Annotated in this window: 13 protein-coding genes; 8 read left to right on the plus strand and 5 right to left on the minus strand. The window is 69.0% G+C overall.

What is annotated here, in order from left to right; all coding sequences use genetic code 11:
- Positions 1 to 54: 54 nt before the first annotated feature.
- Genes BM310_RS11215 through BM310_RS11230 form a run of 4 tightly spaced genes read right to left on the minus strand, consistent with a single transcriptional unit; the run spans position 55 to position 6,461 of the window.
- Positions 55 to 834 carry a TorD/DmsD family molecular chaperone gene (locus BM310_RS11215; RefSeq protein WP_177232597.1) on the minus strand — a complete coding sequence of 260 codons (780 nt, stop codon included), beginning with the start codon at positions 832 to 834 and terminating at the stop codon, positions 55 to 57.
- Positions 831 to 4,115 carry a molybdopterin-dependent oxidoreductase gene (locus BM310_RS11220; RefSeq protein ID WP_089807729.1) on the minus strand — a complete coding sequence of 1,095 codons (3,285 nt, stop codon included), beginning with the start codon at positions 4,113 to 4,115 and terminating at the stop codon, positions 831 to 833. Before BM310_RS11220 ends, BM310_RS11215 begins: the two co-directional genes overlap by 4 nt.
- On the minus strand, positions 4,112 to 5,440 hold the full coding sequence (nrfD, locus tag BM310_RS11225; protein ID WP_089807731.1) for an NrfD/PsrC family molybdoenzyme membrane anchor subunit: 1,329 nt from the start codon (positions 5,438 to 5,440) through the stop codon (positions 4,112 to 4,114). Before nrfD ends, BM310_RS11220 begins: the two co-directional genes overlap by 4 nt.
- 4 nt (positions 5,441 to 5,444) lie before the next feature.
- Positions 5,445 to 6,461: a 4Fe-4S dicluster domain-containing protein gene (locus BM310_RS11230; RefSeq protein ID WP_089807734.1), complete on the minus strand. Its 1,017-nt coding sequence runs from the start codon at positions 6,459 to 6,461 to the stop codon at positions 5,445 to 5,447.
- A 342-nt stretch (positions 6,462 to 6,803) separates the two neighbouring features.
- On the opposite strand from BM310_RS11230, the gene BM310_RS11235 reads away from it, so the two are divergent.
- From BM310_RS11235 to BM310_RS11265, 7 genes are all read left to right on the plus strand, one after another.
- Positions 6,804 to 8,702 (plus strand): bacterio-opsin activator domain-containing protein, encoded by a 1,899-nt coding sequence (locus tag BM310_RS11235; protein ID WP_245778479.1) that lies wholly within the window; start codon positions 6,804 to 6,806, stop codon positions 8,700 to 8,702.
- Between the two features lie 103 nt (positions 8,703 to 8,805).
- Entirely contained in the window at positions 8,806 to 10,971 is a 2,166-nt protein-coding gene (locus tag BM310_RS11240; protein WP_089807736.1) for a hybrid sensor histidine kinase/response regulator, read from the plus strand.
- 115 nt (positions 10,972 to 11,086) lie between these two features.
- Positions 11,087 to 12,199 (plus strand): pyridoxal-phosphate-dependent aminotransferase family protein, encoded by a 1,113-nt coding sequence (locus BM310_RS11245; RefSeq protein WP_089809182.1) that lies wholly within the window; start codon positions 11,087 to 11,089, stop codon positions 12,197 to 12,199.
- A gap of 52 nt (positions 12,200 to 12,251) precedes the next feature.
- On the plus strand, positions 12,252 to 12,641 hold the full coding sequence (locus tag BM310_RS11250; RefSeq protein ID WP_089807739.1) for a hypothetical protein: 390 nt from the start codon (positions 12,252 to 12,254) through the stop codon (positions 12,639 to 12,641).
- A 143-nt stretch (positions 12,642 to 12,784) separates the two neighbouring features.
- Positions 12,785 to 13,192, plus strand: a complete 408-nt coding sequence (locus BM310_RS11255) for a CBS domain-containing protein (protein ID WP_089807741.1) — start codon at positions 12,785 to 12,787, stop codon at positions 13,190 to 13,192.
- A 105-nt stretch (positions 13,193 to 13,297) separates the two neighbouring features.
- Entirely contained in the window at positions 13,298 to 13,948 is a 651-nt protein-coding gene (locus BM310_RS11260; RefSeq protein WP_245778480.1) for a type 1 glutamine amidotransferase, read from the plus strand.
- A gap of 79 nt (positions 13,949 to 14,027) precedes the next feature.
- Complete coding sequence (locus BM310_RS11265) at positions 14,028 to 15,593, plus strand: lipopolysaccharide biosynthesis protein (RefSeq protein ID WP_089807743.1); 1,566 nt, start codon at positions 14,028 to 14,030, stop codon at positions 15,591 to 15,593.
- 19 nt (positions 15,594 to 15,612) lie between these two features.
- Here BM310_RS11265 and BM310_RS11270 read toward each other — a convergent pair whose 3' ends face one another.
- The gene (locus BM310_RS11270; RefSeq protein ID WP_089807745.1) at positions 15,613 to 15,912 is read right to left on the minus strand and encodes a DUF7526 family protein; all 300 of its coding nucleotides are present in this window, start codon (positions 15,910 to 15,912) and stop codon (positions 15,613 to 15,615) included.
- Positions 15,913 to 16,178: 266 nt separating this feature from the next.
- Here BM310_RS11270 and BM310_RS11275 point away from each other — a divergent pair, with 266 nt between their 5' ends.
- Positions 16,179 to 16,496 (plus strand): nickel-binding protein, encoded by a 318-nt coding sequence (locus BM310_RS11275; protein WP_089807747.1) that lies wholly within the window; start codon positions 16,179 to 16,181, stop codon positions 16,494 to 16,496.
- Positions 16,497 to 16,805: the final 309 nt, after the last annotated feature.

Raw genomic sequence — 16,805 nt, forward strand, 5'->3', positions numbered from 1 at the left:
GAGTTCGCGCCCGTCGCGGGCGGCGGCTGGTCGGTCGAGGACGGGGTCGCGACGCTACGGCGCGTCGTCGGTCACCTCCGGCGGCCCGTCCGCCGTCTCCGGCGGCTCCTCGGTACCGTTCGACGCCGCCGTGCCGTCGTCCGCCCCGGACGGGCCGACGCCCGCGCGGGCGTCCCACGCGGCGAACGTCCGCGCGACGCCGACGAGTGCGGCGAACGCCCCCTCGACGCGGTCCTCGTCGCGGACGCGTTCGTGGAAGGCGTCGAGCCACCCGAGTCGCGCCAGCGCGCGTCGCTGCAGTTCGCGCAGGGCGTCGGCCGCCTCGCGAGCGCCGGCCTCTCTGCGGTCCGCCTCGGCGGCGGCGAGTGTACCGAGGAACTCGAACGTCGCCGCGACGTGGTCGGGGATGCCGTCGCCGCGGGTCGGCTCGAAGCCGGCGACGCCGTAGAGCCGCGCGACGGCCGCCGCGGGTTCGCCGAGCAACTCGCCGCCCGCCGCAGCCGCGTGGTACGCCGAGTCGGACTCGTAATCGGTCGACGGCTCCGTCGCGTGCGCGGAGGCGAACGGCGGGACATAGTGCGCGCCGGGCACGACGAACAGGTTGTCGTAGCCGACCGAGAGCGCCTCGCGGTCGTAGTCGTCGGCGAACTCCGCGTCGAGGTCAACCGGAAGCGACGACGAGAGGCGGGCGAAGTCGCCGCGCTCCGCGGCCGCGACGAACGCGTCGACGTCGCCGTCGAGGCAGGCCGCGAGCAGGTCGTAGACCCGCGCTCGCGTCCGGCACACCGCCGGGTCGGTCGCCGGCAGGTCGTCGCTCGGGGCGGCGGCGCTCATCGGCCCCCACCTCGCTTCGTCACCTCGACGAACGCGTCGTACTGCGCGTTGCTCCCCCCGACGAGGTCGCTCAGCCCCGTGTCGCCGAGTTCCGCGTCGAGCGGTTGCAGGTGGTTGATGGCGAACCCGGCGTCGCGGCCCTTCGCGTAGCCGGCCTCCTCGCGCATCGGTTCGTCGAACCGGTACGGCGTGGTGCCGTCCCGTCCCGGCGGCGTGCGCGTCTCCCCGTCGACGGTCTCCTCGCTCGCGCCGTCGCCGTCGCGGCCCCAGCCCCACATCGCGCCGACGACGCCGGGGCGGATGCCGCCCGTGACCATCGCCACGCCCTCGACGGTGCGGCGGCCGGCGTCTATCTCGACCCGGTCGCCGTTCTCGATGCCCCGCTCCTCGGCGTCCGCGGGGTTCAGCCACAGCGGGTTCTCCGGACGGGTCTCGCGGAGCCACGGGCTGTTCTGCGTCCGGTGCATCCCCTGCGTCCGGGGCTTCCAGTTGATGAGTCGGAGCGGTCGCTCGGGGTCGTCGTCGGAGACGACGCCCGCCTGCACGGTGCCGTCGTAGTGGCGCACGTCCTCGACCCGGGGCAGGGGGTCGAACCGCTCGCCGGTGTAGGCGTGCTTGCCCTTCGGGACGACTTCGCTGTAGAAGTTCGCCCGCGCGCCGAGTTTGTACCGCATGTGGTCGCCGTCGTAGGCGTTCGAGCGGTCGCCGTAGCGACCGGCGTAGTCGTAGTCGACGCCGTGTTCGGCGAACGCCTCGGCGTAGTCCTCGACGGGTTCCTCGAACCGACCGCCGCGGTTGAGGACGGTGACGACCTTGCGCCACTCCTCGTCCCCGACGGCCGCCTTCCAGCGGTCGAGGTCGAAGTGTTCGCCGAGTCCCTTCTCGTGCGCCCGCCGGAACGTCTCCAGTTCGTCGTCCGTCGCGTCGGCGACCGGGTCGCGGTCGTAGGCTATGTTCGCGACGAGTTTGAGGTAGAAGTCCTCCGCCTGGTGGAGGGGCCACAGGTTCCCGTCGGCGTCCGGGATGGCGTCCTCGCCGACGCCGGGCAGGTCCATCTCCTTCCAGAGGTCCACGAGCACGTCCTCGAACGGCCGGGCGTCGGGCACCACCTTCACCGTCGGCTGGCTCACCTTCTCGTCGGCGAGGCGCTTGTTCGGGTAGGTGCCGAAGTTCTCCCAGCGTTCGAGGTACGTCGGCTCCGGCAGGACGTAGTCGGCGTACTTGCTGGTCTCGCCGACGACGGTGTCGCTCGCGACCACCAGCGGGATGGCGTCGGTGTCCTTCAGTACCGGCGGTATCTCGTCGCCGCCGGCGACGGACATCACGTGGTTGTTCGAGTACGGCCGGATGAACAGGGCCTCGACGCCGTAGGGGTACTCGTCCTTCGCGCTGCCGTACAGTTCCTGCGCGGCGTACGGCGGCGCGACGGGGAACCACGGCCGCTTCGCCGGGTAGCCGTCGTCGCGTTCGAACAGCGACGTGTCCTCGTAGTTGACGCCGCCGCGGAGTAGCGGGATACCCCACGGGCTGTGGCCGTCGGGGACGTTCCCGAGTTGGTAACGACCGCTCATCGTGCTGTAGCCGGCGTACGGCGTCATCTGGCCGCCCTTCCAGTCGTAGTTGCCGACGAGGTGCTGGAGGGTGGCGATGGCGCGCTGGTTGTGGAAGCCGTTGCTGTGCTTGGCGGGCCCGCGATACGCCATGATGGCCGCCCGCTTGCCGTGGCTGGTGAACTCGTCGGCCACCTCGGCGACGGTGTCGGGGTCGACGCTCGCCATCTCGGCGTACTCCTCGACGGTGTGCTCGAACACGCGCTCCCGGTACAGCGACCACGCGCTCCGGACGCGTTCGCCGTCGACGGTGAGGTCCACGTCGAGGACGGCCGCCTCCGCCTCGCTCGCCGGGACCGGTTCGCCCGTCTCCGCGTCCACGACGACGAACTCGTCGGCCGCGTCGGCGTCGACCAGTCCGAGGTCGGCCGCGCGCGCCTTCGGCCCGGCGTCGGCGTCCACGCGGACGAGGTGGGTGGCGTCGCTCCACGTCGGTTCGTCGTCGCCGGCGGCCGCCGCCTTCGACGGGTTCCGGAGGTAGTCGACGTCGTGCCGGTCGTGTTCGAGTATCCACCGAGCCATGCCCATCGCGAGGGCGCCGTCGGCACCGGGTTCGACCGGAATCCACGTGTCGGCCTTCTCGGCAGTCTTCGACAGGCGCGGGTCAACCACGTCCATCCGCATGCCGTCCTGGATGGCGTTCGTCAGCTTCGGCGCCAGCCACGTCGGCCCCTTGTTGGCCACCATCGGGTTGGTGCCCCAGACGAGCAGATACTCGCAGTTCTCCACGTCGGCGTACTGCCGCTTCTTCTTGCCCGCGAACGACCGGACGTTGCCCATCACGCTGGAGAACCCGCAGGTCCCCGCGTGGTGGACGCTGTTTATCGAGCCGAGGCCCTGCTTCCAGAGGCGCGCGCGGACGAAGTTACGCCTGAAGCCGCCGACGTCCACTATCTGGTTCGCCTTCGGGCCGAGGTCCGGGTGGTCGGTGTCGATGAGCGCGTCGTCCCACTTCTCGTCGAAGTCGGCCTTGGCCATCTCGCCGTCCTGGACGGCCTCCCAGTCTGCCATCACCTCGTCTTTCGGCGCGTGCGCCCACATCTCCCGGAGGCCGGGGTGGCCGAGTTCGTCGTCGCCCTCGACGATTTCCGTGATGGCCTGCTCCCACGAGACGGTCTTCCACTCGCCGGAGCCTCGCGGGCCGACGCGCTTCATCGGCTTGCGGACGCGGTAGGCGTCGAACGCCGTCTGGATGCCCGCCTGCCCCTTCAGGCACATCCGGCCGCCCGACACCGACCAGCGGTCGGTGTCCACGTCGCCGGTGCCCGCCAGGTCGCCGGTGGCGACCGACTCGGGGTCGCTGTCGTAGGGAACCTGCGCGAACGGCTGGGTGTTGAGGAACGAGTACGGGTTGCCCGCGAGTTTGCGGACGAGCGAACTGTACTCGCCGGCGTCGCTGCCGTCGGCCAGCCGAACCTTGATGGGGCAGAACGTGTTGCACTGCCCGCAGGTCGTGTAGAGGACGTCCTCGGCGCCGTAGTCGCCGTCGTCGTCGCCGACGTAGTGCGCTTCGTCGTCGGTCCAGAGGTCGGTCGTGTCGAGGTTCACCGACGCCGTCGAACCGGCCGCGACGGCGCCGATGCCGGCGGCGACTTTCACGAAGTCGCGCCGCGAGAGCGATGCGTCCGGGTCGCTGTTCGGGTCTGTGTCCGGGTCGTCGGTGGAACTCATCGGTCGTCACCTCCGTGGTCGGAGACGCCGCCGTCGGTGGCGGCGCTCGGTCGGTCTGCGTGCGATTCGTCCCGCGCGTCCAGCGGTCGGAGCGGCAGCACCTCGGCGCCGAGCGAGTAGAGCAGCAGTCCGACGGCAATCATCCCCGCCGAGGTCAGCCACTCCACCGCGCTCGGGAAGTACTCGCCGTGCGGCAGGCCCTCCATCACGGGCAGTATCTGCGGCGGGACGACGATGTTGAACCGCACCGCGACGATGCCGACGACGACGCTCAGGCCCGCCAGCGTCAGCGGCACCGCGGAGCGCCGCCAGGAGCGGTTGCTCAGCACGACCAGCGGGAGGACCCAGCCGAGGCCGACCATGAACACCCAGAACGACCACGACATCTCGCCGAACAGGACGACGAGCCACGTCTCCACCTCGTGGGGGTGCAGGCTGTTGAGCGCGATGAGCGCGTCGATGGTCGTGAACGCCGCGTCCGCGAGGACGAACGCGGCGAGCAACTGACCGAGGCGGTCCATCAGGTCGCGGTCCAGCGTCTCGCCCGTCAGGAGCTTCGACCGCAGGACGTACAGCGCGGCGACGAGCGCCGTCCCCGACACCACCGCCGAGACGACGAAGATGACCGGGAACAGCCCGCTGTTCCAGTACGGCCGGGCCTTCGCGACGGCGAACAGTACGCCGGTACCGCCGTGGACCATGAATATGGCAAGGGGGATGCCGACCAGCCCGGCCCGCTTCAGCCAGCGCTCGTCCGTCTCCGCCGAGGCGGCGGACGTGTCGCGCCGACCGAGGGTGAGCAGGCCGCAGAGCCTCGCCCGCCAGCCCTCGGCGTGCGCGGCCACGCGGGCGAGGTCGACGCGCATCGAGAAGTACAGCTCCGTCACGAGGACGCCGATGTAGGCGACGTAGGCGTGGACCTCCCACGACAGCGCCGACGTGAGCTGTCGCCAGATGAACGGGTGGTACATCCGGTCCATCCGGCCGAGGTCGGTCCAGACGAACAGTAGCGCCACGACCATGCTGACGATGGCCGCGAACAGGGCGTCGCGGTCTATCTTCTCTAAGCCCTCCACCTCGAAGACGTTCGCCAGCGTGCTGACGAGGAACGCCCCCGCCGAGAGGCCGACGAAGTAGATGTAGAAGGCGACCCACGCCCCCCACGGCGCGACGCTCGTGAGGTTGGTACTCGCCATCCCGAGGCTGATGCGACGCCACGTGGCCCACCCGCCCACCGCCAGCAAGACGGCCAGCAGGGCGTACCACGCGACGCGGAACCGTCCGTTCCGGAAGCCGGAGTCGTAGTCGAGTTCGGTCGTCGCCATGGTCCTATTTGAGGTAGTAGACGTTGGGGTCGGTCCCCTCGGACTCCTTGAGTTGGAACGACCGGGTGGAGTCGGCCATCTCCGACACGTCGCTGTCGGGGTCGTTCAGGTCGCCCGCGTTGCGGGCGTCGCCCACGCACGTCTCGACGCAGGCTGGTTCCTCGCCGCGGTTCAACCGGTGCATGCACATGCTGCACTTCCGGACGTTGCCGACCGGGGACTCGCCGCCCTCGCGGGGGCCGCGGTCCACGCCGTACTCCGGACTGGTCACCTCGCCGCTTCCCGTCACCTCGTCGTCGTAGTTCTCGCCGAAGTCGAAGTAGCGCGCGCCGTACGGGCAGGCGATCATGCAGTACCGACAGCCGATACAGCGGTCGTAGTCCACGTTGACGACGCCGTTGTCCATCTTGTACGTCGCCGACACCGGGCAAACCTGCACGCACGGCGGGTTCTCACACTGCATGCACGGGCGCGGAACGTTCGTCCGCGTGACGTTCGGGAACTCGCCGTGTTCCTCCTCCATCACGACGTTGTAGGAGACGCCCGGCGGCGTCCGGTTCTCGGCCTTGCACGCGACCGTACAGGAGTCGCAGCCGACGCACTTCTGCAGGTCGATGACCATGCCCCACTTCTCGTCGCCGTCCGGGCCGTCCTCGCTCTCGACGGACGCCGCGACGGAGTCCATCGACCCGACGGCACAGCCCAGTCCCTCGGCCGTCTCCCGGGAGACGGTCTGGCCGTCGCCGTCGATGGCCGGGTTCGGCGTCTCGCGGTAGTCGTCCCCGAATTCGGCTTCCGCGGCCCGGTCGTACTTCTCCCAGTAGTCGTCGCCCGAGAGTTCCCCGCGGGCGACGCGTTTCGCGTCCTCGGCCATCGCGACGCCGAGGTCGGTGCTGTACTCGGTCTTCGCGAGTTCCGCCTCGGGGTCGGCCGCCTCCGCGTCGACCATCCGGTCGAGCGTGGCCGTGTCCGGCACCGAGGGCGTGCGGGTCGGTTCGGCCGACTCGTCGACTCCGCTCATCGGCCGCCACCTCCCGGCGGGCGTTCGCGCCGCGTCTGGTTCGAGTTCATCACGTGTAGACGGAGACGCCCCAGGGGGCTGAGCGTACTACCGATACTGTTGGGTGCGTCGAGACGGGGCGAGACCCCCCACCTTCGGGTACCCATACTGTTTGGGCCGGGGGTGACCCGAATCAGCGGGAACGGCCTCCCCGAGAGAGCGTATCGGGCGTCGCGAGCGGCGAGACGGGTTCAGGAACCCGATTCCAACGGCGTGAAAATCCCGTATCGGGTTTTAGCCGGTGGCGTCGCGACGCTACGGTATGCAGCGCACTCGCTCGACGCCGACGGGGAGGTGGACGCGATGGCCGTGAACCCGCTGCTGGCGGCCTCGATCGCACTCCGTCTCGGCGGCGTCGGCTACTCGCTCGCGCTCCTCTCTCGGAGCCGTGACCGCCGGTTCGCGTTCCTCACGTGCATGCTCGCGCTGATGGCGGCGCGGCAGGTCTGGACCGCGATGGCGACGACGGCCACCGGACTCGCGGAACTGCCGGGACTCCTGGTCAGCGTCCTCGCCGTCGCGACGGTCCACTACCTCTCGCGGTACGTCTCCGAGGAGGACCGCATCAAGGCGCGACTCCGAGAGACCAACGAGGAGCTTCGAAGCTTCCGGAAGGCGGTCGAACACGCCGGCCACGCCATCTTCCTCACCGACACCGACGGCACCATCGAGTACGCCAACCCCGCCGTCGAGACGGTGACCGGCTACGCCCCCGAGGGCGTCGTCGGCGAGGACCCCAGCCTCTGGAAGTCGGGCGAACACGACGACGACTTCTACGAGGACCTCTGGGCGACGATAACCGACGGGGAGGTCTGGGACGGCGAGATAATCAACGAGCGACGCGACGGGGAGTTCTGCTGGGTGGACATGACCGTCGCCCCCATCACCGACGACGCGGGCGAGGTGGACCGGTTCGTCGCCGTCGACACCGACGTGACCGAACGCAAGGAGCGCGAACTCCGCATCCGCGAGCAGAAAGAGCGACTCGAACACCTCAACGACACGAACGAGGTGCTCCGGGAGGTCAACCGCCGCCTCGTTCAGGCGGACGACCGAGACGACGTCGAGCGCGCGGCCTGCGAGCAGTTCGCCGCGACCGACCCCTACGACGCCGCGTGGGTCGCGACCCGGAACATGGTCAACGACGCCGTCCGGGAGCGCACGCACGCCGGCATCGACGCCGAGAGCCTCGACGCCGTCGTCGCGGCCCTGAACGACGCCGACGGGGAGACGCCCGTGGACCGAGCGCTGACCGAGGGCGTGACCGCCGTCGCTCGAACGGGCGACGGCGACGACGGGTTCGCCCCGGCGGGGTCGGCGGCGACGCTCGCCATCCCGCTCACCTATCGGGACGTCTCCTACGGCGCGCTCGTCGTCCACGCGGCCGACGCCGACGCCCTCGACGCCGTCGACCCGTCCGTCCTCGACGAACTCGGCGAGACCATCGGCTACGCCGTCGACGCGGCCGAGAGCAAGCAGTCGCTGGTCGCCGACCGGGTGACCGAACTCACGTTCAGACTCCCGCCCGACGCCGGTCCGCTGTTCGAACTCGCGGCCGGCCTCGACTGCGAACTCGAACTCGACCGGCTCTCGGTCGCCGCCGACGGCGCTCCCGTCGAGTACGTCACCGTCCGGGGCGCGGACGCAGACGCCGTCTGCGACGCCGCCGCCGCGGACCCGCGGTTCGAGTCCGCGCAGGTCCTGTCGGACGGCGACGAGGCCGCAGTCGTCCGATTCGCCGTCTCCGACGCGTCGGTCGTGACCACGCTGGCCGACCGCAACTGCGTGGTCGACTCGCTCTCGGCGGACGCCGCCGGCGGCCGCGTCACCGCCGAGATGCCGCAGAGCGCGTCCGTCGGCAGCGTCGTCGAGGCGGTGCGCGCCCGCCACCCCGACGCCGACCTGATCGCACAGCGCGAACGCGAGCGCTCGACCGAGACCCGAGGCGAGTTCCGCGCCGCCCTCGAGGACCGACTCACGGAGCGGCAACTGGAAGCGCTCCAGACGGCCCACTTCGCGGGCTACTTCGACTGGCCGCGCGAGACCAGCGGCGAGGACGCCGCGGCCCTGATGGACATCTCCCAGTCGACGTTCCTGCAGCACCTCCGGGCCGCGGAGCGGAAACTCGGCGAACGGCTGTTCGACGAGGAGAGCGACGCGGGGACCCGTGCGACGGCCGGCCGCCTCGCGGCGAAACGCTGACAGACGCGTGGACCCGAGCCGTAGTCGAACGCCGTCGAACGTCGGCGAGCCGTCATCAACGCTTAACTCGGGGCCGCGTGAGACGCTACCAATATCAGATAAGATGAACGAGACAGGCGAGACGATCCGCGTCCTCCACGTGGACGACGAACCGAACTTCGCGGACCTGGCAGCGACCTTCCTCGAACGCGAGAACGACCGGTTCAGCGTCGAGGCGGTGACCAGCGCGACCGAGGGGTTGGACCGACTCGCGGCCGAGGCGTTCGACTGCGTCGTCTCCGACTACGAGATGCCGGGTCAGAACGGCATCGAACTCCTCGAAGCGGTCCGAGAGGAGTACAGCGACCTCCCCTTCATCCTCTACACGGGGAAGGGAAGCGAGGAAGTCGCCAGCGAGGCCATCTCCGCGGGCGTCACCGACTACCTGCAGAAGGAGGGCGGCACCGGGCAGTACGCCGTCCTCGCGAACCGCATCGAGAACGCCGTCGAGCAGTACCGCTCCCGGTCCGCGCTCGAAGCCAGCCAGCGCCGTCTCTCGCTGTTCATCGAACAGTCCCCGCTCGGCGTCATCGAGTACGACGAGCACTTCGAAATCGTCCGCCTGAATCCCAAGGCAGAGGAGATTCTGGGCTACTCCGAGGAGGAGTTGCGGGGTCACTCCTGGGAGGAGATAGTGGCCGAAGAGAGCTACGAGAACGTCGACACGGTGACCGACGAACTGGCGGCGGCCAGCGGCGGGTACCACAGCGTCGACGAGAACGTCCGGAAGGACGGCGAACGGATAATCTGCGAGTACCACAACCGCGTCGTCACCGACGAGGACGGCGCAGTCGTCGCCGTCTTCTCGCTGTTTCAGGACATCACCGAGCGCGAACGGCGCGAGAAACGGCTCCGAGAGACCACCGCCCGCCTCAAGGCCCTGTTCGAGGAGTCGCCCGACATGATAAACATCCACGACACCGAGGGGAACATCACCGACCCGAATCCCCACCTGTGCGCGGAGACGGGCTACGACGAGTCGGAACTCTCCGGGATGAAAGTCTGGGACCTCGATCAGACCATCGACCCCGAGGAGGCGCACTCGCTGTGGGAGGAGATGGAACGCGGCGAGCGCCGGAAGTTGGAAGGTGTCTACCGGCGGAAGGACGGGTCGACGTTCCCCGTCGAGGTACACGTCAGACGGCTCGACCTGTCCGGTTCCGTCCGGTTCGTGGTCATCAGCCGAGACATCTCCGAACGGAAGCGGCGCGAGTCGGACCTCGAACGGACGAACGCGTTGCTGTCGACGCTCGTCGAGACCCTCCCCGTCGGCGTCATCGCGGAGGACGCCTCCCGACGCGTCCTCGCGGCCAACCAGCGCCTGTTCGAGTTGTTCGAGATGGACCGCTCGCCGGACGAAGTTCTCGGCGAAGACTGCGCGCGGGTCGCGGGAGACGTGAGCGACCTGTTCGCCGACGCGTCCCGGTTCACCGAGCGAATCGACGAGATAATCGCGGCGTGCGAACCGGTCCACGACGAGGAGTTGACGCTCGCGGACGGGCGGACGTACGCCCGGAGCTACGAGCCCATCGAACTCGCCGACGGGACGGGGCACCTGTGGACGTACCGGGACGTCTCCGAGCAGAAGGAGCGGGAGGAACAACTACAGCGACAGAACGAGCGGCTGAACGAGTTCGCGAGCGTGGTCTCACACGACCTCCGGAATCCGCTCAACGTGGTGCAGGGCCGCGTCGAACTGGCACGCGAGGAGTGTGACACGGAGCACCTCGACCCGGCCGCGAACGCGCTGGACCGGAGTCTCACCCTCATCGACGACCTGCTGACGCTCGCCCGCGAGGGCGACGCCGTCGGCGACCTGTCGTCGGTGGACCTCGCGGACCTCGCCGACCGCTGCTGGCAGAACGTCGACACGGCAGGCGCGACGCTCTCGGTCGAAGCGGCGCGGACGGTTCGCGCCGACCGGAGCCGCCTCCAGCAGTTGGTGGAGAACCTCGTCCGGAACGCGGTGGAACACGGCGGCGACGACGTGACCGTCACCGTCGGCGACCTCGACGACGGGTTCTACGTCGAGGACGACGGGGCGGGCATCCCGCCCGAGGACCGCGACTCGGTGTTCGACGCCGGCTTCTCCACCTCCAGGGAGGGGACGGGCTTCGGACTGAGCATCGTTCAACAGGTCGCCGAGGCGCACGGGTGGCGCATCGCCGTGACCGAGAGCGCCGAGGGGGGCGCGCGGTTCGAGATCACCGGCGTCTCCGGGACACGGTGAGGTTCGGCCGCCCCCGAAAGCGCGCAGCGAGTTCGCCCGTCGAGAGCGCCGTTCTGGCCCGAATCAAAAGTACCATGCAACCACGCGACGCAGAGACCCGTATCAGGTGGACTACGTGACCGAGAAACGCGAATACACGGACGACTACCCCGACAAGACGCTGTACATCCCGGGTCCGACTGAGGTGCGCGAGGACGTCGTCGAGGAGATGTGCCAACCGATGTTCGGACACCGGATGGACCGGATGACGGACCTCTACACGACCATCGTCGAGGACACCAAGGAGTTCCTCGGCACCGACAACGACGTCGTCGTCCTGACGGCGTCGGGAACGGAGTTCTGGGAGGCGTCGACGCTCAACCTCGTCGACGAGAACATCCTCGTGGCGACCTGCGGGAGCTTCAGCGAGCGACACGCCAACGTGGCCGAGCGGTTGGGCAAAAACGTCGACCGATTGGAGTACGACTGGGGGCAGGCCGTCAAGCCCGAGGACGTGCGCGACGCCCTCGAACGGAGCGACGGGGAGTACGACGTCGTCGCCTGCGTGATGAACGAGAGTTCCACCGGCGTCCGGAACCCCATAGAGGAGATCGGCGACGTCGTCGCCGAGTACCCCGACACCTACTTCGTCGTCGACGCGGTGTCGTCGCTCGGCGGCGACTACGTCGACATCGACGAACACGGCATCGACGTCATCTTCGCGTCGACGCAGAAGGCGTTCGCGATGCCGCCGGGTCTCGCCGTCTGCGTCGTCAGCGACGACGCCTACGACCGCGAACTGGAGAAAGAGTCCGCGTCGTGGTACGGCGGCTTCCAGCGCTCGCTCGACTACTACGACCGGAAGGGCCAGACGCACTCCACGCCGGCCATCCCCATCATGCTCGCCTACCGCAAGCAGATGAAGCACATGCTGGAGGAGGGCCACGAGGGGCGCGACCGGCGGCACCGCGAGATGGCCGAGTACACCCGCGAGTGGGCCCGCGAACACTTCGCCATGTTCCCCGAGGAGGGGTACGAGTCCCAGACGGTGGCCTGCATCGAGAATACGCAGGGCATCGACGTCGCAGCGACCATCGAAGAGGTCTCCGAGCGGTACGACATGGCGTTCTCGAACGGCTACGGGTCGACGCTCGGCGAGAAGACGTTCCGCATCGGTCACATGGGCGAACACGACGTCGAGTCGATACGGCGGCTGACCGACGCCATCGAAGACGTCGCCGGACTGTAACACCGCCCCGCGACCACGTCGCTATATCTCTCCGGCCCCCCTACCACCCCGCATGGCAGGGGACGCCGACGCGGGCGGGGACCTCCGCCGGCGGTTCACCGGACTCGTCGTCGAGAGCCTCGCCGTCGAGCAGGACTACGCGAGCGCCACCGTCGACTGCCGGCGCTGTCCCGAGACGACGCTTCGGTCGGGCGACCGGGTGACCGTGGGGCTGTCGTGTTACGAGGACCACAGCTGGGAGATAACCGGCGTCTACTGCGCTGCCCACGGCGTCGAGTCCGTCGAGGCGGCGATGGCGGTTCGCGCCGAGCGACAGGCGGTGGTCGCCGCCGTGCTGGAGGCCTCGGGCTACCACCCGCCGAGCGGTGACTACCGCCCCGACGCGCTGACGCTGGGCGCGGTCGAACTCCTCGACTTCAGCCCGACCGCGGCGGGGTACTGAGTCCGTCGGCGTCGGCGACGGGTGCCCTCCGGTCGCGTCGGCCGGATACGGACGCCCCCGCGCGGCGTCGCCGGGCGACCGACGCCGGGAGGTCCCCTCACTCCCCCGACAGTTATTAGCGGCTCTCCGACATCCGTGTTGACATGGAACAGAAACGAACTCCGGTCGCGCGGCTGATGACGTCCGGCGTCCACACCGTCACGGCCGACGAGACGGTGGCGGACGCCGCAACGAGGCTGCTGGAGCAGGGCGTCGGCTCGCTCGTCGTCGTCGACGGGGACGACCAACCGGTCGGGATGTTCACGACCACCGACCTCGCCGAGTTCGCGGCCGACACCGCGGCGGGCGACGACGTGACAGTCTCGAAGTACATGACCGAACGGGTCGTCACCATCAGCGTTCGCGACTCGCTGTCGGACGCCGCCGCCCGGATGCTCGGCAACGGCATCCACCACCTCCCGGTCACCGACGACGACGGCGTCGTCGGGATGCTGTCGACGATGGACCTCACCGCCCACTTCTCGTACACGGGCGGGAGCGACATGGTCTGAGTCCGACGCGTGGGGGTCGGTCGCCGCCGGCCGTCCACCGGCCGGCGTCCCCTCGTTCGCCCGGACCGGACGAATGATGGTGCCGGGCCTCGAACGAGGGACGACGTGATACTGGTACTGGACAACGCGGTCGAAGGCGGGTACATGGCCGGCGAAGTCGCCCGTCTGTTGCCCGGAGAGGACGTGGAGACGTACAACTATCCGAACGGCGAGGCCGACCCGTCGTTCGAGGGCGTCGACGGCGTGGTCGTCGGCGGAAGCGGGGCCGGCGTCTACGACGAACCCGACCAGCCGTGGATCACGCGCCAGAAGGCGTACGTCGAGCGCGCTCTCGACGAGGGGATTCCCCTGCTCGGAATCTGCTTCGGCCACCAACTGGTGAACGAGGTTCTCGGGGGTACCGTCGTCGACAGCGGAGAGTCCCGGGGCCGCCTCGTCGAAGCGTCGCTGGCGGACGTCCCCCTGTTCGAGGGCGTCGAGCCCGTCGTTCCGGTCCTCCACTCCGACGTCGTGACCGAACCGGGCGAGGGGATGGACGTCGTGGGGACCGCCGACTACAACGAGTACTTCGCGACGCGTCACCGCGAGCGCCCCGTCTGGACCGTCCAGTACCACCCCGAGTTCACGCCCGAAATCCGCCCGGAGTACAGCGACTACTGGACGGAGACCGAGCACTCGTTCGACGACTCCACGGCGACGCGGACGCTGGAGAACTTCGCGCGGTTCTGTCGGCGACCGGCGACGGCGAGCGACTGAGTCGAGCGACGGCCGAGGGGACCGGCGAGCGGAATCAGACGACTTATCTGGGGTCTCACGAACACACGCGGACGCGACAGTGGCGACCGAGACACCCGAGGACGGAATCCCAGACGACGAACGCGAGGCGTTGCTGACTATCGGTCACGGCGCGGTCGTCACCTCCGGCGGCCAGTCCCTCCAACGAGCGGTGACGACGGCGACCGAGTACGTGCTCGCGCAGGGGTTCGGGCCGGTCGTCTACGGCGTCTACGCGTTCGCGTGGCGAATCACGCAACTGCTGTTTCGGCTCGTGAACTTCGGGTCGGTCCAGACGCTCCAGCGGTACCTCTCGGCCGACGGCGAGGATTCGGACCGACGAGGGCGGGTGGTCGGACTGGCGTATCTGACGACGCTCGTCGTCGGCGTCGGACTCGCCGGCGGGTTGATTCTCGGTAGCGGGTGGCTCAACGACGCGACGGTCTCGCATCCGGACTTCCCGCCGACGGTCGGTCTGTTCGCGGTGCTGGTGGTCCTCGTCGGGGTGGTCAGGGTTCACGCCGGCGTCCTCAGGGCGGTGCGGTCGGCCCGCGGCGAGGTGCTGTTCAACCGCGTCCTCCGCCCGGCAGTCAGACTGGCGGGCGCCGCGGGCGCGGTGGTCGTCGGCTACTCGGTCGTCGGCGTCGCCGGCGCGTTCGTCGTCGGGATGGCCGCCCTCGCGCTCGCGGGGTTCCCGATAGTCGTCTCGGCGACCGGCATCCGACCCGCGCTGGGCGGCCTGCGCGCGGAGGCGCGGCGGTTCTACAACCACTCGGGACCCATCGCGCTGAGCAGCCTCGGCAAGGTGTTCCAGAACCGCGTGGACGTGATGCTGGTGGGGTTCCTGCTGACCGCGAGCGCGGCGGGCGTCTACAACGTCGTGCTCGTCTTGGTGTCGCTGGCGTGGATTCCGCTCCTCTCGTTCAACATGCTCCTGCCGCCGGTCGCGTCGAGGCTGTACGCCGACGACGAGATGGACACGCTCGACGCGGTGTACACGGCGGTGACGCGCCTCATCGTCACCTGCGTCGTCCCGATTCTCGCCGTGCTGGTCGTCTACGGGCGGGCGGTTCTGGCCGCGTTCGGCCCGAACTTCACGGCCGGGTACGTGCCGCTCGTGGTCTACCTCGGCGGCGTGCTGGTCGGGAGCGCCGTCGGTGCGACGGGCTGGCTGCTGATGATGACCGACCACCAGTACGCCCGGATGGCGCTGGACTGGCTGTTGGCCGTGCTGAACACGCTTCTCACGTTCGCGTTCGTCGAGGCGTTCGGCCTGCCGGGGGCGGCGCTCGGCACGGCCGTCGCCATCGCCGTCCAGAACGGCGTTCAGGTCGTCCTCCTGCGGCGCTTCGAGGGGCTGTGGCCGTTCGACGCGACGTTCCTCAAACCGCTCGGCGCCGGCGTCGCGGCGGGAGCGGTGATGCTCCTCCTCCGCGAGACGCTGCCCGGACACGCCGGCGTCGCCGTCGGACTCCTGCTGGGCGCCGCGACGTACGTCGGTACTCTCGTGTCGCTCGGCGTCAACGACCGCGACCGCCTCGTGGTGGGGACGCTGGCCGCCCGGTATCGGCGGGCGATAACCGCGACCGTCCGCGCCCGTCGCTCCCGGCGGTCCCGCGGGGACTAAGCGCCGACGCCGGCCGCGCTTACGCGTCTCCCTCGGCGGCCGCGGTGACGTAGACGCCCGGCATCGCCGTCTCCTCGACGGCCAGCGTGACTTCCTCGCCCTCCTCGACGCGTTGGTCGGTCACGACGGTCACCGCCTCGATGGGGTTGCGACGGAGGAACGCCCAGATGAGGTCCAGTATCGAGGGGTGACCGCCGCGCCGGAGCACGAGCACGTACCGGGACTCGGCCAACTCTCGGAGCCCCGGCTCCAAGTCCTGGTCGTCCAGTTCGTCCGGGGGGACGACGTGCAGCACGTCACCTCGAATCGTCTCGGTCACACTGCCGAGACGAGGGCCGAAAGGATGAATGGTGCGCTCTCGGGCGAGCAGTGGAAGCGAACGGGTCTGTCGTGACGAACGGGCTCCGCGTCGCAAGGGACCACTCTCTCAGAGCGATTCCGAACGGCATCTCCTCGGTCGTGCTCCGTACGACACTCGGATGAATATAATGAATCTCCGAATAAATATAACCAACCTTTAATACCTTAGATGACATATTAGTATGCGAGAACACGAGCGCTGATCGTACCTTCTCAGAACGTACTATGACTAACTACGACGTGTTGCGCGAGTTCGAAGCGGGAATAACGAGCGAGCAGTTGGAGCAGGCGGTTGACAGTTCGGGCGACGCTATCGAGCAACTGCGAACCGAGGGCGTCCCGATATCGTATCTCGGCTCTCAGACGTTCCTCAACGGGGACGGATTGATCGGCGCAACGATGTGCCGGTACGACGCAGACTCCGAAGCGACGCTTCGCACGCACAGTGAGCGGGCTGGACTTGCTGTGAGCGAGATCTTCGTGGTCGGCCCCCCGCACGACGGGATCGCCCCGAAGACCGGCGTCGCGCCGAAGGCGGCCTGAAGCGCCGTTCGCACGAGAGAGAACGGAGCACTTTCTGACAGAGACAGGGCGAAAGACCCCTGTTCGGTACGCGACGATTCCTTGGTTGAGAGTGTGCGCGTCGGTGGATGCTGACCGCGTGCGCCGTATTCGGAACTGTTCCGAACCACCGTTCGGAAACGTCGTTTCTTCGGACGCATCGCTGGCGATATCGATACGATCGCAGACGCATCTCCGCGATGGAAGGAAGTGTCGCCCGAGACACTAACGGCCGGCGTCATCCCGAGGCGGCGTGCCGCGTCGGCCGGGAAACCCTCGTGTCAGGCGGTC

Source organism: Halogeometricum rufum (genome assembly GCF_900112175.1).
Classification (GTDB): domain Archaea; phylum Halobacteriota; class Halobacteria; order Halobacteriales; family Haloferacaceae; genus Halogeometricum; species Halogeometricum rufum.

What these genes read in the sequence shown, in the direction of transcription:
- BM310_RS11215 (WP_177232597.1), bottom strand. Translation starts at nt 834, where the DNA reads ATGAGCGCCGCCGCCCCGAGCGACGACCTGCCGGCGACCGACCCGGCG.
- BM310_RS11220 (WP_089807729.1), bottom strand. Translation starts at nt 4,115, where the DNA reads ATGAGTTCCACCGACGACCCGGACACAGACCCGAACAGCGACCCGGAC.
- nrfD (WP_089807731.1), bottom strand. Translation starts at nt 5,440, where the DNA reads ATGGCGACGACCGAACTCGACTACGACTCCGGCTTCCGGAACGGACGG.
- BM310_RS11230 (WP_089807734.1), bottom strand. Translation starts at nt 6,461, where the DNA reads ATGAGCGGAGTCGACGAGTCGGCCGAACCGACCCGCACGCCCTCGGTG.
- BM310_RS11235 (WP_245778479.1), top strand. Translation starts at nt 6,804, where the DNA reads ATGGCCGTGAACCCGCTGCTGGCGGCCTCGATCGCACTCCGTCTCGGC.
- BM310_RS11240 (WP_089807736.1), top strand. Translation starts at nt 8,806, where the DNA reads ATGAACGAGACAGGCGAGACGATCCGCGTCCTCCACGTGGACGACGAA.
- BM310_RS11250 (WP_089807739.1), top strand. Translation starts at nt 12,252, where the DNA reads ATGGCAGGGGACGCCGACGCGGGCGGGGACCTCCGCCGGCGGTTCACC.
- BM310_RS11255 (WP_089807741.1), top strand. Translation starts at nt 12,785, where the DNA reads ATGGAACAGAAACGAACTCCGGTCGCGCGGCTGATGACGTCCGGCGTC.
- BM310_RS11275 (WP_089807747.1), top strand. Translation starts at nt 16,179, where the DNA reads ATGACTAACTACGACGTGTTGCGCGAGTTCGAAGCGGGAATAACGAGC.